13 protein-coding genes are annotated in these 20,665 nt (G+C 45.4%); 6 read left to right on the top strand and 7 right to left on the bottom strand.

All coding sequences use genetic code 11. The annotated features are described in order from the left end of the window. The first annotated feature begins 115 nt into the window (after window positions 1-115). From ACEW9O_RS05485 to tnpA, 3 genes are all read left to right on the top strand, one after another. Entirely contained in the window at window positions 116-2,881 is a 2,766-nt protein-coding gene (locus tag ACEW9O_RS05485; RefSeq protein ID WP_373549128.1) for a formylglycine-generating enzyme family protein, read from the top strand. A 156-nt stretch (window positions 2,882-3,037) separates the two neighbouring features. Further along, a complete protein-coding gene (locus ACEW9O_RS05480) occupies window positions 3,038-3,328 on the top strand; it encodes a KilA-N domain-containing protein (RefSeq protein WP_373549127.1) in 291 nt (96 codons plus the stop codon). A gap of 267 nt (window positions 3,329-3,595) precedes the next feature. Then, on the top strand, window positions 3,596-4,057 hold the full coding sequence (gene tnpA, locus ACEW9O_RS05475; RefSeq protein WP_373549126.1) for an IS200/IS605 family transposase: 462 nt from the start codon (window positions 3,596-3,598) through the stop codon (window positions 4,055-4,057). A gap of 475 nt (window positions 4,058-4,532) precedes the next feature. On the opposite strand, the gene ACEW9O_RS05470 is transcribed toward tnpA, so the two are convergent. Then, complete coding sequence (locus tag ACEW9O_RS05470; protein ID WP_373549125.1) at window positions 4,533-5,057, bottom strand: hypothetical protein; 525 nt, start codon at window positions 5,055-5,057, stop codon at window positions 4,533-4,535. A 239-nt stretch (window positions 5,058-5,296) separates the two neighbouring features. Between ACEW9O_RS05470 and ACEW9O_RS05465 the strand changes: the two genes are divergently transcribed. The 3 genes from ACEW9O_RS05465 (at window position 5,297) to ACEW9O_RS05455 (ending at window position 9,121) form a co-directional block, all read left to right on the top strand. Then, window positions 5,297-6,049: a hypothetical protein gene (locus tag ACEW9O_RS05465; protein ID WP_373549124.1), complete on the top strand. Its 753-nt coding sequence runs from the start codon at window positions 5,297-5,299 to the stop codon at window positions 6,047-6,049. Window positions 6,050-6,272: 223 nt separating this feature from the next. Next, complete coding sequence (locus ACEW9O_RS05460) at window positions 6,273-7,178, top strand: hypothetical protein (protein ID WP_373549123.1); 906 nt, start codon at window positions 6,273-6,275, stop codon at window positions 7,176-7,178. 41 nt (window positions 7,179-7,219) lie between these two features. Further along, window positions 7,220-9,121, top strand: a complete 1,902-nt coding sequence (locus tag ACEW9O_RS05455) for a hypothetical protein (RefSeq protein ID WP_373549122.1) — start codon at window positions 7,220-7,222, stop codon at window positions 9,119-9,121. 59 nt (window positions 9,122-9,180) lie between these two features. Here ACEW9O_RS05455 and ACEW9O_RS05450 read toward each other — a convergent pair whose 3' ends face one another. The 6 genes from ACEW9O_RS05450 to ACEW9O_RS05425 form a co-directional block, all read right to left on the bottom strand. After that, a complete protein-coding gene (locus ACEW9O_RS05450; protein WP_373549121.1) occupies window positions 9,181-11,919 on the bottom strand; it encodes a DEAD/DEAH box helicase in 2,739 nt (912 codons plus the stop codon). A 53-nt stretch (window positions 11,920-11,972) separates the two neighbouring features. Beyond that, window positions 11,973-12,968: a YhcG family protein gene (locus ACEW9O_RS05445; protein ID WP_373549120.1), complete on the bottom strand. Its 996-nt coding sequence runs from the start codon at window positions 12,966-12,968 to the stop codon at window positions 11,973-11,975. A gap of 20 nt (window positions 12,969-12,988) precedes the next feature. Continuing rightward, window positions 12,989-14,704 carry a site-specific DNA-methyltransferase gene (locus ACEW9O_RS05440; protein WP_373549119.1) on the bottom strand — a complete coding sequence of 572 codons (1,716 nt, stop codon included), beginning with the start codon at window positions 14,702-14,704 and terminating at the stop codon, window positions 12,989-12,991. After that, the gene (locus ACEW9O_RS05435; protein ID WP_373549118.1) at window positions 14,701-15,786 is read right to left on the bottom strand and encodes a PD-(D/E)XK nuclease family protein; all 1,086 of its coding nucleotides are present in this window, start codon (window positions 15,784-15,786) and stop codon (window positions 14,701-14,703) included. The genes ACEW9O_RS05440 and ACEW9O_RS05435 overlap by 4 nt, the downstream gene beginning before the upstream one ends. 36 nt (window positions 15,787-15,822) lie before the next feature. After that, window positions 15,823-18,753, bottom strand: coding sequence for an SNF2-related protein (locus ACEW9O_RS05430; RefSeq protein WP_373549117.1), 2,931 nt, complete (start codon window positions 18,751-18,753; stop codon window positions 15,823-15,825). A gap of 172 nt (window positions 18,754-18,925) precedes the next feature. Then, entirely contained in the window at window positions 18,926-20,344 is a 1,419-nt protein-coding gene (locus ACEW9O_RS05425) for a hypothetical protein (RefSeq protein ID WP_373549116.1), read from the bottom strand. Window positions 20,345-20,665 lie beyond the last annotated feature (321 nt).

The following is a 20,665-nucleotide window of genomic DNA, read 5'->3' as shown; positions in this document are numbered from 1 at the left end:
TTTCGAGCGTGCTTAAGTTTTTAGACAAAAAGTAGATTATTCAAAAGTAAATTATTTCTTTTAAATCCTTGCAACAAGTACCATTAAAACCTGAGCCCCTTAAAACCTGCACGAAATGACACGTACCCTATTGCTGCTCTGCCTGATGCTCCCCCAATTTATTTTTGCTCAAAGTGCACCAAAGCTTCGCCATCAAAGCGCCGAATTTGAGGTAGGCTCCTTTGTCCTCAATGGAAAAACCATTTACACCCGAGACGCGGTTTTTCAACGGCAAATTCAGGACACCACTTATTATCAGTTGGGAAAGCTCAGCCTGGCCTTTTGGCCAGAAAAAGCAGCAGGTGAATACCAAAAATATGCCCTACGTTTTGACAACAACAACCCCAATGATACCCTCACCCTGGAAAACGTGGTTCCCTTTGGCGTGAACGAGGAGCGGACCTACATGACTGGCCTGGGCAAACACGGCCTTTCCCGCACCCACCTTTTTCGCCCAGGGCAAAAACCCGTCAACGTAATCGTGCCCGACAATGCCTGGCACCTCGGCTATGCGGATGCCAAGACCAACAACGGCCAAAACTATTGCGCCCTCGCCCGCCGCGTAGCCTGGAATCAAAAAATCCAGCGCCGTCGTTTTGAAACCATTTTATTGCCAGGAGGCACTACTACTTACCAGTTTTGGATCATGCCTTATCGTGGTGATTGGCAGGAGGGCCTGCGGCGCATGTTCCAGGAACAGTATCTTTTTGATTTGGAAGGGCAACAATTTGACGAAACGCTTTACCAACGCCCTGACTTGCAATGGATCCGCAAAACTTACGCCATGCACCTGATCATGGCCTGGGACAAAGATTTTTACGATCCTCAAACCCAAAAGTACCGCTACGAAGACTTTTTGAAAAAAGCCAAGACCCTCTACGGCGGCGATGAAGTAGTGGGCATTTGGCCCAATTGGCCGATGTTGGGACTGGATCAACGCAACCAATGGGACATGTACCGGGCATTGCCGGGTGGCCTGAAAAGTTTAAAACAACTGGCCGAAATGGGGCGCAAAAAGTACCAAACCAAGTTTTTCATCAGCTACAATCCCTGGGATGAAAGCACCCGCTGGGTAGACCACCATACGGGGATGACCGAAATGATTGAAGCCATCAGCGCCGACGGGGTGGTGCTGGATACCGAAGGCAAATCCACTCCAGAGCGCCAGGCTGCCGCCGATAAAGTTCGCCCCGGGGTCATCATGTACAGTGAAGGGATGGCCGTGCCCCGCGACATGCCGGGGATTGTATCCGGCAGGGTACACAACGCCTTGTATTACCCGCCGCTGCTCAATTTGAACAAGTTCATCCGGCCCGATTTTGCCATTTTCCGGGTAGCGGAGTTGTACCTGGAACCAATTCGGCGAGAGTATGCCCTCTCGATGTTCAATGGTTACGGCACCGAGGTCAATCAGTTTCGTCCCGGCCACCCGAATTGGGTAGAAGATGATTATCGTTTTTGGGGCCGAACGCTGCGGGTGTTGCGCGAAAATGCGGCCGTTTTTTCCCAAAAACAATACGTGCCGCTTTGGCCGAGTCAACGTGATAGCATTTACATCAATCAATGGCCAGGGGTGGAAAAAACGCTGTTTACCCTATTCTGTCTTCAGCCTGCTGGGTACCGTGGGCCTTTGTTTGAAACGCCCGTAAAGTCAGGTTATCACCTCGTTGACCTTTGGAACCATGAGGAGTTGAAGCCAACAGAAAAGAATGGAAAATGGGCAGTCACAGCTGACCTGGAAGCATTCTCCCAGAAATGGCTGGGCACCAACAATGAAGGAGCAGTGGGGGCGATTGCCGTTTTGCCAAATGTGTTACAAGTGGAACGTAGGGGGGATGTATTGAGTTTTTCGGCGGTGCGGGGGCAAGAAATCCGCATTTGGTCGGGGCATCCGGCCTATGATCAAACCCCTAAAGTATACAAAATCGCCTTCCAACAAATTGCCCTGCACAAGGTATTTGAACACCCCGAAGGTAAGTTTGTCATCCAGCTTTTTGACCAGGGTGAACTACTGGATGAAAGAGTAATTATGGTAGAAACTGGCATGGCCCGCCTGATTAGTCAAAAAGCGACATTTTTTCCCAGCAAAAGTATCCCCGCAGGTATGGTGCCAATTCCAGCGGGGAATTTTCGAATGAAGGTGAAATACGGCGACGATTTTATCCCCAATCCCCGCGAATACCCGCAGGAGGAGCTGCCCATCCCAGGTTTTTTGATGGACAAACACCCGGTAACCAATGCCCAGTTCGCTCAGTTTTTGCTCCAATCAAAGTACCGCCCCAAAGATACCAGCAACTTCCTGCGGCACTGGCAGGGTGGAAAAATCCGCAAAGGCCAGGAGCAATTTCCAGTTATTTACGTGAGTTATGAGGACGCCCAGGCTTATGCCCGCTGGGCCGGAAAACGCCTGCCGACCGAAATGGAATGGCAGTACGCCGCCCAAACTTCCGACCTGCGCGAATGGCCCTGGAGCAAGGACGCACAGGTGAAACGCGAACAACAGGTGATCACGGAAACCCTCACCGTGTCCAAATTGCAGGTGGATTCGACCTTGTGCAACACGGGCAATGGCAAATTGTACCCGGTGGGCGCCTACCCCAAAGGCGCTAACCCCCACGGACTGGAAGACCTGGTGGGCTGCGTGTGGCAAATGACCAATGACTTGTACAGCAATGGTACGAACCAGTACCTGATCCTCAAGGGAGGCAGTTATTACTTGCCCGCCAGCAGTTGGTGGTACGTGGAAGGGGGGCCGCGGGAGTTGAATTATACGCAGAAGTTGATGCGGATAGCGCCGGGTTTTGAACGGAATGGGACGACGGGGTTTCGGTGTGTGCGGTGAGGGGGAAGGTTATCATTTTGAACCGACTAATCCCTCCGATTTGCCCTGGTCAAATCCAGTCAAAAGTGCCTTGACTGCCTTCGCCTGTCTCCCTATCTTGGTCGCGTAAAACCTCCAATCCCTCCTGCCCTCTTTACCTGTAATAAGTATAACACCATGAGTGAGATTGTCAAATTTGATTACGAAGGCCAGCACATCAGCTTTGAATTTGCTGATGGCAACCGAATGATCAATGCCACGGAAATGGCCCGCCCTTTCAGCAAGCGAGTGAATAATTTTCTCCGCATGGAAGGCACCAAGGAGTACATTCTGGTGCTTGAATCCCGTTACGCGGATTCGCGCAACGGAGAAAATGCGGGTCGTACAGGGTGGTACGCCGGAACTACAAGGTTGATTGGTTCTAAATTGAGCGCAGTTTTCAACCCCGAAAGAGTGACAGGATTATAGAAAAAAAGGAATGTCTACGCCATAGCTAGAAAAACCCCGAAGGGGTGACAGGATTATAGCAAAAGATAACCGGTTAAGTTATCAAAGAGAAACCCCGAAGGGGTGGTATTATTCTTTTGCGTGTCGCCTTAAAATAAAATAATGCCACCCCTTCGGGGTTTCTCTAGGAACGGCATGGGCATTGATTCTATAATCCTGTCACCCCTTCGGGGTTTCTCGACATAGAATGTCCATAATTATTTTATTCGATTCACCAAAACGATAAAAATGGCTGGAACCTATACTCAAATCTACATCCAATATGTTTTTACAGTAAAAGGTAGGCAAAATTTGCTGCAAAAACCATGGCGGGAGGAGGTATTTAAATACATGGCGGGCGTCATCAAAAACAAAAACCAGAAGTCGATTATTGTAAATGGTGTAGCGGATCATGTCCATGTTTTTGTTGGTCTCAGGCCATCCATGTCGGTTTCAAATTTGATCCGCGATGTCAAAAACAACAGCAGTGATTTCATCAATGATCGGCAATTCCTTCCGTATGAATTTTCCTGGCAAGAAGGCTATGGCGCATTCTCCTACGCCCATTCCCAAATGGATGCGGTGTATAAGTACATTTTGAATCAGGAAAAACACCATCGCAAAAAGACCTTCAAGGAAGAATACCTGGAGTTTTTGCAAAAATTCGAAGTCGAATACAACGAAAAATACCTTTTTGATTGGTTGGAATGACAAAATTACTCCCCGAAGGGGTGACAGGATTATAGAAAGATGAATGTCCACGCCGCCCCAAGAAAAACCCCGAAGGGGTGACAGGATTATAGAAATATGCCGTGCCCATGCCGTTTTTGGGGAGAAACCCCGAAGGGGTGACATGATTATGGAAATATGCCAGGCCCATGCCGTTCCAAGAAAAACCCCGAAGGGGTGGTATGATTATAGCAATGTGCCGTGCCCATTCCGTGCCAAGAGAAACCCCGAAGGGGTGACATGATTATAGCAATGTACCGTGCCCGTGCCGTTCAAAGAAAAACCCCGAAGGGGTGGTATTGTTCTTTTGCGTGTCGCCTTAAAATAAAATAATACCACCCCTTCGGGGTTTCTCTTGCGAAAAACGCTGCGATTCCCATTTGCTATAATCATGTCACCCCTTCGGGGTTTTCAAGGTACTGTCTAACAGTTTGTCTGTGTAACCAGCAGCATCCCATCAATAGTTAATATACCCTTTTCCACTCAGCCGATATATTTTCCCATCAAATTTCCCCTCTAGTGTAATAGAAGCAAGCCTAAATTCCCAGTTGTTGCCTAGTGCGAAACTATTTACCCAAAAAACATGGGTTGCATTTGGTTTTGCGTACAGGGTATAGCCCCCATTAAGCTTAAGAATAGAACTGCCAGTCAACAACAGCGAAAAGTTCCCCCTTGCACATCGGCATTCTTCATTGTACTGAGGCTCCTCCAACCGACCCCAATTCAACCCGATCAAATTACCCGTGTAAGAAGAAGTCCCGGTGACGTCGACTTGTTTCGGAATAAAAAAGGAGAGTTGGTCACTGGTTTTTACCTCATAGGGAATAATATTCGGGCTTTGGGCTAAAACCAAATTCACAGTAATATCCCTATTCATTGGTTGATACGGCTCCTCACAATCTCCCCAAAGACACAAATGAAAAGGTTCACAGGAAGAAACGCTGAACAACAGCGCGATGATCAACACAGCTGATGTTTTCATAACTCGAGGTTTTAGCATACACCACATGAAGCATGCTTGTGCTGAAGTTTACATGGTTTTTGAGGGTTTTGTGCTAAGAAAGATCAGCTAGACGGATGATAAAATATTTTCGGCAACGACGGAGGCGGTTGAATGTGGTTTCTTGCGGCGGAATTGTAGCTAGCTGGAAAAATATCCAACATTGTGCAACCTTTCCCCTACCCTTCCCGTATAAACCTCAAACCACAAAACCAACTCCCATGCCGATTCTTACCAAAGAAGAAAATAGAGAAACCCACCCCTACCTCGAATTGGGTCGCATCCCCGGTGCCAAAAGTATGGTCCTTGGCAGTTTCCCCGTCTACGCTTGTACCGATCCCGATACAGCCGATAAACAAAAAATGCGGGCCGAAAACACCAAAAAGAAGCCAATCCGCTTCTTCTACGGAAGTGCTTCCAGCAGTTTTTGGCCACGCTACCAACAATACGTCGATCCTGAGCTGATCGCACCTTTCAACGAAACTGAGCTCCGGGAAAGCATCGCCAAAAAGAAAATAGCTTTTTCCGATACAATCCAATCTTGTGTACGCAAAGGCGAAAGCTCCCTGGATAGCAGCCTTTCTGAAAAGGAATGGAATATACAAGGTGTACAATCTTTGCTCCAATCCGGCACCTCCAAAGTGCTGTGCACTTCTAAAGGAGTCCTTCGCGACCTGGAGCATAAGATTATTAAGCATGACCCCACCCATCCCTTTGGTCAGGTCGATGAAACTCGCTCCATCCAATTCCAAGCTGCTTTTCTTAAAAAATTAGGCATCGCTAACCCTGTTCTCACGAGCCCCGTCGCCCGGGTGTTTTTGGTAGATGGTCAATTGATTGAAGCCCTGGCAATCCCGTCCCCGGGGTCACCACATCGGCAGTTGCGGCATTTTGGATATGTGGAAGGGGAAAGGAAGGTGTTTTCGGATGGGTATTTTGACGCTGCATTTGGGTGGTTGGTGGGGAATGAATGAGGGCTCTAGGAGAAGCTAACAAAAAACCGAAGGAGACTTTCTTTAGACCAATGCTGAAAATTAAAGTAAGGGTTTTATAAACAAAATTAAAATTTTGTTAAAACTCTGTATATTTTAACAGTTTCGGGAGAATTACATAGTTTGTATTTGCGTATAAGTAATTTTTGAATTAAATTGATTTCAAATAATTTCTCTTTCTGAGAAAAGCTCCATTTGGAACCCTATGACAAAAAAAATATTCGAAGAGGTTAGAGCCTTGATTGGTTCCGACAAAATACATGAAGCATTTCTGACGGTTAAGCATTTAGAGCTTAATCAAGAGTATTTAAATGACCTCATTTTACTTGAGAATCAATTAAACAATTGGGAGCATCGCTTCAGAATGAATATCGGAACAACTGATACTGAGCGAAACAGGATCACCTATGGCTTATTGGCAACGCTCAGTAAAATCGAGGGCTCCAATCAAAAATCTACAAAAAACCATAAACAATACGAAGTAGAATCTCTGTTGGAACGAACTTTCCATAAGTTGGCCGAACTGGAGTCGCCATCCAACCAGACTGAACATATCCTAAAACAACTTGAAAGGAGTAATCCAGAAAGGTACAAGCAACTCAAAAATCTGTCAATTCAACTCAAAAAAAATCAAAACCTTCCCAATAACATCGATAACATCATCCAATTTTTTGGACGCCAGTTGGGCTCCGTAGAACAGCTAACAGAACATGATGCAAATATTATCATCCAACTCCTACTTAAAAATCCGGCTACACTTATAGCTACGTTGAATGATAAACGCCACAAAGAAGCAAGCATTGGTTTGTTGGAAAAACAAATCGCAGCTTTAAAAGCCAAATATGAAAAGATAAAAATCGCAGGCATTGCATCGATTGCGGGAGCCTTAAGTACTGCCCTATTTTTCAATACAGCTAACGAAAGTGTTTTCGGAAAAGGTTATGATGAAAACGCTTACAATATGAATGGTTATGACCCTGATGGATTCAATCGCTCAGGATTCGATAGAAACGGGCAACATTTTTTAGGCGAAGAACTGAGTCCTGAAGACTTTGATGACAGCAACCATGACGATAATGATGATTTCGACGACGAAATAGATGCTGATTAACCGAAATCACTTTTAAACAATTAACCCTAAATCCTTCACCTATGGTCTACTTCATTTTCCTTTGCTCAACCATTGCCTACCTTGGATTGAGGATTGCACAAAATTTTCTTGATTACTATGATGCAGATTCTAGTATCAAAAGCAGTTTTAGGAACAAAGATAACCTCATCAATTTTACAGTTTTAGCCAGTAAAAAGCCCAATTGGGTAATAGCTAATCCCAAGTTTCGATGGCATCGCCTCGCCACAGAAGTACTATTGTTTTTGTTGATGCCATTAATGGCTGCCTCAGGCTTTTTTTCCATTTTACAAACCTATTTTAACTATATCTACACCGTAAATCCAGAGACGACAATTGCCGAAATAGAGCACATGATTGATACAATAAAGCATCATACCAGCCCCTTACATTTTCTCAATGGATTAGGGATGTATGCGAGCTTGTTCATTTTGCTGCTAGGCTTGATGTTTCCACTCGTAAGGCGCGTTAAGATCGGCCGCAAATTTAGCCAAGTAAGGAAGTTTGTTTTTAGTACCTACTATGTTTTGTGCGTGTTTTCGTTTTTCACTTTTTTTAGTGAACAAGAACTACTTCGCCAGGAAGATTTAAGTACAAAATTAGAGGCTAACATAAAAAAAACCAAGGATCGATACAAAGGTTTGGCACGCAAAGCTGCAGCGGTAGCCGCAGAAGAAATCGCCAATCAAATGCTGTTTGAACCAGTGGTGATGAAGCTGATCCGCCAGGAAGAAATTATTGAAGAAGAAAAAAAGGAGAATGGATATCCCTACGAAACAGCAAGTTGGAGGGCAGTCGAAGTGTTCAATGGCTTTTTAGAAGATCTACTGGAAAAACAAAATTGGCAAAAAAGGCTTAATTTAAAGGAAATTGGGGGGGGATATGACCCGAGCCAGAAAGGAAAAGATCTGGATGACCTGATCCCTTATTGGGAACCCGACGGCCCCGACCCTAAACCCAACAAGCCATCAACACTAGCTGCCAAGCCACCCCATACAACCGAGGATAGCCCCAAGAAAGACCAACCTGATCCGAAAATAAATGGCCCAAGAGGTCCCACTGATCCACCGGTCCAGGGTAATGTAAGCACAGCTAAACCTGTAAAAACAGCGAGTACTACACCTGTTGTAAATACCGACGAAGTAAAATACTTTACTACAGCCAACTGGAGTGAAGCTGGCGCAGATCGAATTGAGGCAAACATTAAGGAGCAAGAAGCCAAAGTTGTTAAAAACAGAAGCACTACTACAAGCAAAAATAAGTCGATTTATGTTTCAGGAGTTAAAAAAATAACCTCAGCCATCGTTTTTAACTTATTTGAGGCCGTGAAGGAGATTGCTCTTGAAAGCCCAGTTTTCTCCGCAGTAGCTGACGCAGTTTACATTAAAGCAGTTGGACCGAGTATTTCGAACTACGTAAAATCAATGGCAGATGAAAAATTTGATCAAGCTGCCACCTACTTAAAAAAGGCCAGTAGGGAGGTAAAGAAAGATTTCGAGCAAAAGGTTACACAGTCTGATGCGATTCAAGATTTAATGCTTGAAATGAGATCAGCTGATGACAAAATGACAAATGCAAAAAATACGCTTACCTCCGAACTGCAAAGAATTGAGCAAGAATTAGCCAAGGAAACGGTCATTGCCTCCGAATCCTCTCAAACACCCGAAGTATTTGATTTCCCCTACGCCCCAGGACAGCAGAACAAATTGGCAGTGTATTCTAGAAACTCAAATTTGTTAGAGATGTCTCATGTAGATGAATTTACGACTAGAATAAAAATGGAATTTCCTAATCTATCTAATACAGAATTAGGAAATTTTAAAAAAACGCTTATTCGAAATCACGAACAATTGGAGCGCATAAAGCTATTATTTGATGCTGAGGAAGTCAATACTCAACCTTCGTGCGGATGTCCCAAATTATAATTTACAGAAACACAAGTCAAAGTTAGGATTAAAATTCTCAAACAATCAGGGGGAGAGGTTCACCCATACCTCTCCTTCAACCATCCAAACGTCACATGCCCTTGCACCTCATCATGTGGGATCAACACATAGCTCCAAGGCTTTTTCCCATTGTTGAGCATGTAATCCGATACCTTGGTACAAAAGGTTGTTGCTGCTTTGGCCTTTTCTTGTACATCGTAATCGTCTACCTCATTGGCAGCTTTTACCTCTACAATGTAAATCCCGTCCTTGGATTCAACCACAAAATCGGGTTGATACTGCCGGGAATTGTGGTTCCAGTAAATTTTGAATTGGTTGGGGGCAGGTCGTAGCCATTTTTCAACACTAGCATCATTTTCCAACACATTGCTGAACAGCAATTCTGAGCTAGAATCAAACGTGTATTCCGCATGGCAGGACTTTTGGAAGCCCACAAAGATGTGTTTGCGAATGTCACTCTTTTTAAAGTCAACATTTTTATAATCGAGTCTTCCTGCGGAAAGGGGGACTGAGATGTTCCAGGGTTCGATGGTGCTGAAGGGCAAAATGTTGTTGACGATATACCCCGTTTCGCGCAACGAAAAATGCTTTTTCATTTGAGCATAAATCCGGCGAGCAATTTCTTTTTTGTTGTGCAGCACCGCTAGTTCAATAGTCTCATTGGGTCGTAGGCTGGCTTCAATGGCTGCTTTAGCCTGGCGGGCCAGCTGGAAAAGCAAGTGCGAACAGCGGTCATATTCCACTTCAGGAAACAAAATCAACTCCGCGACAATCTTCATTTCCGGGGTTTCTACATTGCGGCCCTCCGCGCCACGGATGACGCCAATGTAATCGCGAGTATGTTCGCCTAAACTTTCTCTTACAATTAACTCGTCAGAAATGTGAAATTCAAATTTGGATTCAATGGCGTTGCCGCTGGTATCCAAATCAAAACTTTCAAAATACGCCTCGGGTTTGCCAGCTTGCACAACCAGACGAGGGATTTCAATAACGTTTTTGCCGTAATCCGTAATCACCCTTTCATAAACCCCACGCGCCTCAGCTACAATCTGATTTTTGAACAAACTCTGCTGGCCACGTTCCAGGTCTTCTTGGATGATTTCCAAAGCAGCAGTCTTTGCTTCCGGTTTTTTCAAATCTTCAATGCTGCGAATCCCGGGAACCCGATTGGCAATCAGCGGAATCGCATTGACCAGCGCACGGGTAGCATCATGGGTATGTTGGGCGCGTTGTTTGTCCACGCTTTCTTGCATGTGAGCAATCCGCTCCTGCTCCTTGCGCATGCTTTGGGAGATGCGATCCTCGATGATGACCAACTCGCGCTTGCCTTCCAATTCCGCTTCCACCAACTCAATGTGCTGCATTTTGTTAAAAATGGAATGCGGGTCCTTCGAGGCCTCGATGACCTGATTAAAATGCTCATGCGAAACGACGGTCAAGGTATCCACTGCTTTGTCTCCAGTACGCTCGCCGTAGGGCAAACGCAACCCACGTCCAATGGTTTGTTCGATTAAAATCAAGGCTTTGCTGGCACGCAAAGGTACAATGGTATAGAGGTTGGACACATCCCAACCCTCTTTGAGCATGTTGACATGGATGACAATTTCAATCGGGTTTTTGGTGCTTTCCAGACTGACAAACTGTTTTTCGATGTCCTCCGTGGTGCGCGTCGTACTATCAATTTGTAAGGTTTTGCCAGCATAGGCTCCACTGAAAAACTGCATACTGGTGATGTAGTCAAACACCTCCTTGGCGTGACTGGTGTCTTTACAAACGACCAGTACAAAGGGTTTGACCTCCGGCCTGCCCGTTTCAAGGGCGTAACGCTGCAATTCCACTTTGGTCTTTTCGTGCACACTGATCGCATCTTCCAACTTGATCTGTTCAATTTCTTCCTCGGTTTTGCTGCGCGGATCGAAGTTTTGCCGGGTCGCAATGGCGGGTTCTTTGATGTATTTGCCGTCCTTTAGGGCTGCCGCCAGGGAATATTCGTACACCACGTTTTTGAACATCACCCCTTTTTCTTTGTCGTTGTTGACATAAGGGGTGGCGGTGAGTTCAATGCCCAACATAGGGCGAAGCTCGTTGATGGCTTTTTTACTTTTGTCGGCGTGGTAACGGTGGGCTTCGTCCATGAGGATGACCAAGTCGTCCAGCCGAGTCAGGTAACTCCAATAGGACTGCCCTAGGTATTCCGAAATCCGTTTGATGCGGGGCAAACCAAAACCGCCCTTTTTACCTGTATTTTCGTTGGTGTCTTTGTTGAATTTGGAGATGTTAAACACATTGATGCGCATCTCCTGGGCCTCAAAAAGGCTGGAGGCTTGGGCGTAATTGTCGCCCGTAATGATTACGGGAGGATGGTTGGCCAGTTCGCCAATGCCTTTGAACACGTATTTCGAAAAGGTGGGATCACCAAAATCTTTGATTAGTTTTTCATAAATGGTCAGGTTCGGGGCTAAAACGAAAAAATTCTTGCTAATGCCTTCCAAAAACAGATACGCCATGATGGCGCCCATCAAGCGGGTTTTGCCTACGCCCGTAGCAATGGAGAACGCGATGGAAACAAACTCCCGCTCAAAATCCTGGCAGGTGGGATACAAAGCTTGGATGCGGGCCAGCTCCTGGTGCAAAACCGCAGCGTCACTGGCCGATTGCCGATCCAGGTCTTCTACTATGTCGACCACGATCTGTAGCGACTTGCGCAGCGGAGTACGCAAGGAAAGTCGGTTTTCGAGGTAGTTCAGTCGGGTCGAGTTTGTTGTTTTTGTTTGCATCTTGCTCTCTTGTTTACGGGTCAACTTATGGAGGGGGGGCAAACCTAAATACACTAGTCTTCTCCTGAAAATTTATCCAATTCTTTGCGTACTTCAGCTTTTAGTTGGGATTCAGTGGGTAAATGCAACTGATATTTGGAGGCAAAAATCTGACCATTGTTTTCGGGTAAAGAGTACCGGACCACCACATCGTTTTTATCCGCACAGAGCAATACGCCGATGGTCGGGTTTTCAAACTCCGCTTTGACCTCCCGGTCGTAATAATTGACATACATCTGCAATTGGCCCAAATCCTGATGGGTGATTTTGTCAATCTTGATGTCAAACAATACGAAACATTGGAGCAAACGGTTATAAAAAACCAGGTCTATTTTGAATTCGTCGCCGCCCAGAATGATGCGCTTTTGTCGAGCCACGAAGGAAAAGCCATTGCCCAGTTCCAGTAAAAACTCCTGTAAGTGCGTGATAATTGCTTGTTCCAGATCGCTCTCGTAATATGCGGCTTGGGGTTTTAGGCCCAGGAATTCTAAAATGGTGGGGTCTTTGATGATTTCCTGGGCTTTGTTGGGTAAGGCCTCCCCTCGGGCGATGGCCAATACACTTTCCTTGTCTTGGCTCAGCAGTAAGCGGTCGTACAAGAGGCTATTGATTTGGCGCTCCAACTGGCGCACCGACCAAGCGTTTTTGATGCTTTCGGCAATGTAAAATTCTCGCTTTTGAGGATCATCCAGGCGGATCAAAATTTTGTAATGAGTCCAGGTCAATTCTCCACTCACTGCGTGGAGAATTGGGTAACTAAGGTAAAACTGGCGCATCAGCCAGAGGTTGTTGGCAGAAAATCCGGTGCCAAATTCCTTTTGCAAATGAACTGACAGGTCTTTTACCAACTTTTTTCCATACACTGCCCGCTCTTTACCTTCTTGCTCATCTTCCACCAAACGCCGTCCAATTTGCCAGTAGGCCACGGAACGTTCATGGTTGACCGAGCGGGCCACCCGCTCGCGGGATTGGGCAATGATGTTGCGGATGTCTTCCAGTATAACTTGCATGGCTTCCGTGATGTCATGAATTAAAACAAAGAGCCTTGGCCCTCGGTATTTCCTTTGGCTTTTTTTCCTTTTGGGTTTGATTTCACCGTTGGGCTTGAGTCTTTTTCAGAAAGGTCTTCTTCCAGGTCATCAAGGTCGGGTAGTACATTTTCCACGTTCAAAGAATAGTCGTTCTGATCCCAGTCGTAACGGCTCATAAAGGCCTGGGGAATTTTTTTGAGGTTGATGTTGGGAAAAGCCTGCTCACAACCTTCACCATAGGCCGGACAACAGATGAGCAGCGACTCCGCTGCCTTGAGCTCAGCCGCCAACTGCTCCAGCCAGGGCCGGGTGATGAATACCTTGGTGACGTACAAAAAGTCTTGCTCAGAAGATTGTCCTTGTTTCCAAAACACCTCCGGATCGGGGTTGTAGCGATAACCTTCCATTTTGGCGACGGCCTCGGCTACCATTTCGTCGGTAAAGTCGGGATTGAAACGCAACATCCCCTCTTCATCGCGCTCCAGCAGGCTTTCGGCCAGGCGGCAGGTTTTGAAACCACCGCCACCCTTCCAGTCCTGGGCTTTGCTGATGCCGCCCTGGTCTTCGCCACTCGCTACCTTACGCAAGCGGGGTACGCAGTGGGTGTAGGCGTGCTCGCCCAGCTCGATGCCAATCCAGCGCCGCCCCATTTTGTGGGCGACAGCAGCGGTGGTGCCGGAGCCAAGGAAGGAATCGAGGACGAGATCACCGGGGTTTGTGGCGATGTGGATAATCAACTCCAATAATTTTTCGGGTTTTGGAGTCTCAAATGAAGCTTTTTCTCCAAATATTTTTTCGATTTCACCAGTTGCGTGCTGATTAAGTGCAACATCATACCAAATTGAAGAGGTTGTCATTCCATCTCTAGCTTCGAAAAGGTATAATTTTCTCATTGGAGTTTTTGCTTTACCATCTACGCCCCAAAAAAGTCTTCTTTCACTTTGCAACTTCATCATGTCTTCCTTATTGTGACGCCAACAAGTTCCTTGCCTGGGGTAAACTTCTTCGCCTGTATAAGGATTAGTAATAGGGTATGTAAGACTTTCAACATACCTACCACCTTTTGCGTTTGCAGTAGTGTCAATTTTTCGGAAAGGCCCTTTTGGATCAGGACCACCTGGCTCAGAAAAAACCTGATAATCTTTGTTTGACTTTTCAGTTCTTGGACTTAAATTGAAACTTTCTTCAGCAAACGTTTTTTTTGAAGCTTCCTTTTTAGTTTTGCCAAAAACAAGTATATGCTCATGAATTGTGCCGATCTTTCTATCATTAGGCGGACCGTCTCGTTTTCTCCAAATAATATCTGCAATAAAACAGTGCCTATTAAAAATTTCGTCCATCATTACCTTTAAATAATGACACTCATTATCATCAATCGAAACCCAAATCGACCCATCCTCCGCCAACAAATTTCGCAATACCGTCAAACGCTGGTACATCAAATTCAACCAAATCGAATGTTCCACCCCATCGTCGTAATGTTCAAAAGCATTGCCCGTATTGTAAGGCGGATCAATATAAACACACTTCACCTTCCCGGCGTAGTCTTGCTCCAGAGCTTTTAGGGCCAGCAGGTTGTCGCCGTGGATGAGTAGGTTATCGGCCTCGGGGTCGCCGTGGCAGTGCTCGGGTTCAAGGAGCAGCAGGCGGGGTTCAAGTTTGGGGGATTCGCCTTTGCCTAGCCAGGTGAGTTCGAGTTTTTGGTTGTTCGTCATGTTCGGTTAATCGGGTCAATGGTTGCAGGTAATCGATGCAACTGTTCATTCAGTTCGAGCAAATGTGCTCCCAGCTTTGCTGCATCGTCGTAAATATCGGTATTTAGTTTGAGTTTGAGTAAGCAGATGGTTTGTTTTGCCCGTTTAAACTTTGCTTTTACTCCGCCTCGATAAAGGTCTTGTTTTTGGAGTTCGGCAGCAAGTACATCTCTAAAGTTTTTATCAAATCCTTCTGTATCCTTTTTTAATCTAACCCTGACAGAAAGAGAGAATGTAGCAAGGTTATTTGCTTCTAACCATCCTAAATCCAAATAGGGTTCATATTCATGTTGATTGCTGATGTTGGTCACCGATACTTTTGGCGCATTAAAAACCAATTGCCGTTGGTGAGCATTTTGTTGGTCATGGATTTTTGAACCCTCCTGAAATTTTGCTTTTAAATGGGTAAAAAATCCCTTCCAATGCCAGTAACTCCAACCCTTGACAGGTATAGTTGTATAGTTTTGATAATCAAACTGAGCTTGCAGGTATTTGAGGTGTTTTTGCTCAAGATGTAAGCCATAATCGGTAAAAATGGCATTGTGAATGTTTTTGGAGCTGCCCGTTTGCCATACTTCGTACAAATCAAAGAGGGTAAACAAAGTATATTTTTCATTGCTGGGTGATTCAGTATGGAAACTCGTTTTAAGCAATATAGGTAGAATATTGGCTTCTTCGATTTCACGAAGTTCGGTTAGTTTTTCGATGTACCGATCAAGTTGATCTCCATGTTCATTGGCATTTACCTTGTCCTCTAAAAGAATGTAGCGAGTGGTGTCATCTGTGCAGATCAATTCAACCAGGATGTCAATTTTGTCTTTTTGGGTTATGACTTTCAGTTTGGTAAACGGAGGCACTTCTTTACCTGCTTTCTCATATAGTTTTTGGACAAAAAAATGGCCTACTTCATGCAGTTGAGGGTCAGCTTGGGCATATAGGGGATCGGCCCAGCGGATTAGCCAAGCGAGAATGGCGTCTTGGCTGAGTTCGCTGGTGGCGTGTTTGAAAAGATTGGGCTTTTCCAAAATAGATGAATTGTTCATGGGCGTTTGAATTATGTCAGTGAATAAAAAAGGGACTTATACTTTCAGGTGCCAGCGAATGGCAAACAACATCTCCTGCTCCGGTTTCACATCCAGCTTCTCCTGGATTTCATCCAAAAAGCGGTTTTTGCGTACTTCGATGGTATCTTCTTCGCTGTGGAGGGCAAAACGTTTGTCGGCCAGTTTTTTTTCCAGTTCGGCAATGTGGCGTTGTTCTTTGACCCTTTCGGCCAAGGTGGGTGCCTGGCGTACGAGGTTGCGGCGTAGGCGAATGTCTTGTTCGATCTCGCGTAGTTCGGTATGCAGGGCCAGGCGTTGGTCGCTGGCCCAACGATCGAGTTTGTCCATTTCGAGGTCAAAAAGCTGGATGTCGCGTTGATTGCGGCGCTCCATCAATAGGTTGCGTTGCAGTTGAATTTCTGCTTGCAGGGCCTGCGTAATGTGTTGATCCTGCTCCCAGCCAGAGGAAACTACCTGACCAGGCAATGAAAACATCCGGCGGCAGCGTTCCTGTTCGATCAGTTCGCCCGTATCGTCCATGCCTGCAAAAACCAAAAAATCTTCATTTTCCAGGCCTTCAATGCAGAGGCGATCTACCCTCAGCCAGCCGGAGGCACCTACCAGTGGTTCCAATGCCGAAACTTTGCGGGCCGCATTTTTAAAATCAAAAACTACTTCGGCCACAGGAAGTCCCTGGCCTTGGTGTGTTTTTAACAGGTGGCGGGCCAAAGGGTGTCCAATGCGGTACACCTGAGCGTCTTTGGGCAAACGGTCGTGCGGCAGGCGGTGGGATAAAAAGCGAAAATTGCCTTTGGGCACATCGCTCAAAGGAGAACGCAAGAGGCGAAAAGAATGGTTTTCATCATCAAATTGATTGGCATATTCCGCTAAGGCAAAACGGCTGAAAGCCCAGAATTTTTCTTCAAACGCATCCAGGCGCTGCTCACTTTCAACTTTGATTTTTTCGAGCACTTCCTCGTCAAAGTTTTCCATGAGTTGCTGGTGGGTATAATCCAGCCGTTGCGCGATGCTCTCGTCCAATTCGGCCCGCAGGGCATCGAAGGCTGCTTGAATTTCGGCTTCGGTGCGGCAATTTTGATAAATTTGTACGATGCGTTTTTCAAAATCAACACCACTTTCAATGCTGCCCAGCACCTCATCTGAAGCTCCAAAAACCCCGTTAAAGAGGGCAAATTTTTCGTTGAGTAATTCATGCACCCGCACATCGGCGGCATTGCGCGCATTGAGGAAATTGATCACCACTACGTTGAATCGTTGCCCATAGCGGTGACAGCGGCCAATGCGTTGCTCGATGCGCTGGGGGTTCCAGGGCATGTCGTAATTCACCACCATCGAGCAGAATTGCAGGTTGATGCCCTCGGCTGCGGCTTCGGTTGCGATGAGAATTTGAGCGTCTTCTTTGAAGTACTCTGTCAGTGCAGCGCGAATATCGGCAGCGCGACTGCCCGTGATGCGGTCGCTATGTTCGTGTTTTTTGAGCCAATGGTGATAAATTCGGGTGGATTCGGAGTCGCTGTTAGAGCCGTTGAACAAAACAATCTTGTCTTTGAAACCACTTTGTTCCAAAATCTCCTTGACGTATTGTTGGGTGCGGATGCTTTCGGTGAAAATTACGGCTTTTTCAGCGGCACCCAATTCGCGCATTTTGGCAAAACCCTGCTGGAGGGCAATCACCAGATTGTCGCCTTTGGAGTTGCGTTGGATGTTTTGGGCTAGTTCGTGAAAGAATTGGACCTCGGTCAACTCCTTGCGGATTTCCTCCAACTCAAAAGCTGAAAAATACCGTTCGGCAGCCTCCTGCACTTCATCGGCAAAATCAGGATCATCGTTCCATTCATCTTGCAACTCGGCACTCGTTTCAAAATCCACCTGCCAAGGCTCTTCGGCGGTTTGAAGGATTTCATGGCGATCCAAAATAGCCTGTAGTTTTTCGGCTAAACCCTTCAAGGTATCCGCTATGGCAAAACTGGAAGAAGCCAGGAGTTTGCGCAGAATCAAGGTCATCAAGGTCCGCTGTCCTGCGGGGAGCGCGTACAGGGTTGGCTTGCGTAGGTATTCCGATACTTGGGTGTAGAGTTCGTGCTCGTCGTCCGCAGAGGAAAACTGGCTGGTGATACAAATGCGCTCCGTGTAGCGCACGTACTCGCGTACCTGAGCACGTAGGGTGCGTTTGCACACGGGTTCAATCCGTCGCTTGAGTGCGGAAAACTGTTCCTCCGAACTAATCCGGGCGTATTGCTGGCGGAAACTGCGCAGGTCGCCAAAAATGTATTCGTCTACGAGGCTAATCAAACCATACAATTCCAATAAACTATTCTGTAATGGCGTGGCAGTGAGTAGGATTTTAGGCCGTTGCGCCAATGCCTCTTTGAGGGCGTTCCCAATTTTATTGTCTTTGCGGTATACGTTGCGCAAGCGGTGGGCTTCGTCGATGACGACTAAGTCCCAATTGGTGTGGCTTACGTAGGCTTCCTTGGCCCTGGCAAATTGAAAGGAGCAAATGACGATTTTGTCTTTTTGTTCGAAGGGGTTGAAGTTCTTTTGTTTGGTGCTCTCGTCAAAGGATTTTTTTTCCAAGATCAGACTGGAGAGAAAAAATTTGTCGCTGAGTTCCTGGCTCCACTGTTTGCGAAGATTGGCCGGGGCGATGATGAGGATACGGCGTTTCCTTTCCGCCCAACGTTGAGCAATGACAATGCCTGCTTCGATGGTTTTGCCCAAACCTACCTCGTCTGCCAATATCACCCCTTGTGACAAGGGCGAGCGCAGTGCAAATAGCGCTGCATCAACCTGATGTGGATTCAAATCTACTTGAGCATCGGAGAGGGAGGCCGTTATCTTGTCCAGATTATCAGCATCATTGAACCCTTCAGCCGTCACTTTTGAGGCAAAGCGCTGGGTTAGTTCGTAGGCAAAATATTTGGCATGATAAGGCGTCCAGGTCATGCTTGGTTTTGTGGTTTTCTCTTTAGGATAACAAGATAGAAGTTTTTTTGGTAATGTGAGAGAATTGTTGTTGGGAAATTTGAGGGAAGTGGCTAATAGTTTAGAAGCTATCTCAAAACGCCAACGGCCCTGCAAGGGTAGTTTTTTGAGATAGCTTCTAGTCAAAAGTTGATTAAAATTTATAAACGTACCCTACAGCTACAAAAACAGCAGTCCCTAGGCGCGATACCGTCCCTTGAATCGGTTGGGTATAGGTAGTATTCTTGTCAACAGCTTTACCAATGCGATCAACATAGCCCATGATCAATCCGGCATCAAAGGCCAGCATATGGGTTTTGCCAAAACTAAGACCTCCGCCGAGTAAAAAACGTGGTCGAACTTTTTGTGTGAGGGATAGCCCAAGGCCAAACGTGGCGTGAACACCCACGGAATATTCTTCCTGAAATTTCATTCCTCCCCTCAATAAAGAGGCAGTACCCATTTCCCCCTTTCTACTATCTTCTTCAACTATTTTATACGTAATACTTTTGTCAGTTTGAACCGTGCCAACACTGGAAATGACTTCATCTTTCAGCCATGCCCAGTATAAAGAAGGCCCAACGCCCCAATAATTTTTCTGATAGGATGGAAAACTGAATTTGGTTTCGTATCCAGGAAGTCCTGAATTTTTATCGATTGGGCTGATAAATACTTTTACTGTCGCTCTATCTTCCATGAATTGCAAAGGCAGTGAGTAAAAACTATTATTCCGATTATTATCGATATTGATTAACGATAAAAAGCTTGTATATATAGAATCAGCAGTTAGTCCTTTTCTAACTTCTGCTAAAGTATTTCCAAACTCAGCATACAATTTCTTAATGTTCTCATCAGTAACCTTTAATGAGTTTACCTGAGGGACGAAGCCCTGATTACTGGACTTCTCACCTTCAGCAATAATCGGGGCAATATTTAAATCTGAATACTTAATATACTCTTCTTCATTTTGGCGTACATCAATGGATATTTGGTTTAATCTTTTCCGAATACCATCTATGCTCGACCATAGATGAGTATAGTTTAGATCATTGCCATAATTTGGAGTGTTCCTTTTGGCTTCCAATAAGATTTTATTAAACTTGAGTCTCCAATTATCAAGATTCATTTGTAATTTACTTAGACTGTCCTTCAAAGAAAATGTGGCATAAATTTCAAACGTAAGTCGGCTCAATGAATCAGGTTTAAAAACATTACTACTGTTCTCCATTAACGAAAGGGTGTTGTTGTTTTTTACAATACCTGAAACCGAAGTGGACAGGCTACTTACCAACTTGTTGATCAAGTCCAAATTAAAGCTTCCAAACTCTAGCGCACTCAGTGGTTTTGACAATACCGAATCCTGTTGGTTGATGCCGACCTGGTAGATATTCAGATTGATTCCCTTGATGTGAATTTGGTAAAATTCTCCTTTTTTTATTTTTTGAAGCCCGCCAAGATCAATTTTTTCACCTTTACTAGGAGGAAAATTAAGTTCTATCACCTTTTGGGCTTGCAAAAAAGGATTCACAACTAGAGCAAACAAAATAAAACACAGCCATTTTAACTGTTTCATGATGTAATTATTTATGATTTTAAAATTGAGTTGCTAATTTTTTTAGCCAATACATACGCTGAAAGAAAGGGTAAATACATAGATAAAAAACTCTACAACGGATAAACACATAAAAATCGTATTGTATGCATTTTAATTCAGCTGCATTTAGCATTTGGCCAACAGCATTACAATAAAAAATGGTAACTATTTAGCAGCCGCCTTCGGCGGCTGCTAAATATGAAAATAAAAAGTATCTTAGGGCATCAAAAACATTGAGTTGGAGCTACCAAAAACAGTCGAAGGCTGCCACGTTGTGATCAATCAACTGCTGTTGATTAT

It is taken from the genome of Haliscomenobacter sp. (assembly GCF_041740695.1).
GTDB lineage: Bacteria > Bacteroidota > Bacteroidia > Chitinophagales > Saprospiraceae > Haliscomenobacter.
The sequence above is the reverse complement of the archived record's forward strand: the minus strand, read 5'-3'. Positions and strand labels throughout refer to the sequence as shown.

Bases quoted from the DNA above. Each gene is read 5' to 3' on its own strand.
- ACEW9O_RS05485 (WP_373549128.1), top strand. From the start codon at position 116: ATGACACGTACCCTATTGCTGCTCTGCCTGATGCTCCCCCAATTTATT.
- ACEW9O_RS05480 (WP_373549127.1), top strand. From the start codon at position 3,038: ATGAGTGAGATTGTCAAATTTGATTACGAAGGCCAGCACATCAGCTTT.
- tnpA (WP_373549126.1), top strand. From the start codon at position 3,596: ATGGCTGGAACCTATACTCAAATCTACATCCAATATGTTTTTACAGTA.
- ACEW9O_RS05470 (WP_373549125.1), bottom strand. From the start codon at position 5,057: ATGAAAACATCAGCTGTGTTGATCATCGCGCTGTTGTTCAGCGTTTCT.
- ACEW9O_RS05465 (WP_373549124.1), top strand. From the start codon at position 5,297: ATGCCGATTCTTACCAAAGAAGAAAATAGAGAAACCCACCCCTACCTC.
- ACEW9O_RS05460 (WP_373549123.1), top strand. From the start codon at position 6,273: ATGACAAAAAAAATATTCGAAGAGGTTAGAGCCTTGATTGGTTCCGAC.
- ACEW9O_RS05455 (WP_373549122.1), top strand. From the start codon at position 7,220: ATGGTCTACTTCATTTTCCTTTGCTCAACCATTGCCTACCTTGGATTG.
- ACEW9O_RS05450 (WP_373549121.1), bottom strand. From the start codon at position 11,919: ATGCAAACAAAAACAACAAACTCGACCCGACTGAACTACCTCGAAAAC.
- ACEW9O_RS05445 (WP_373549120.1), bottom strand. From the start codon at position 12,968: ATGCAAGTTATACTGGAAGACATCCGCAACATCATTGCCCAATCCCGC.
- ACEW9O_RS05440 (WP_373549119.1), bottom strand. From the start codon at position 14,704: ATGACGAACAACCAAAAACTCGAACTCACCTGGCTAGGCAAAGGCGAA.
- ACEW9O_RS05435 (WP_373549118.1), bottom strand. From the start codon at position 15,786: ATGAACAATTCATCTATTTTGGAAAAGCCCAATCTTTTCAAACACGCC.
- ACEW9O_RS05430 (WP_373549117.1), bottom strand. From the start codon at position 18,753: ATGACCTGGACGCCTTATCATGCCAAATATTTTGCCTACGAACTAACC.
- ACEW9O_RS05425 (WP_373549116.1), bottom strand. From the start codon at position 20,344: ATGAAACAGTTAAAATGGCTGTGTTTTATTTTGTTTGCTCTAGTTGTG.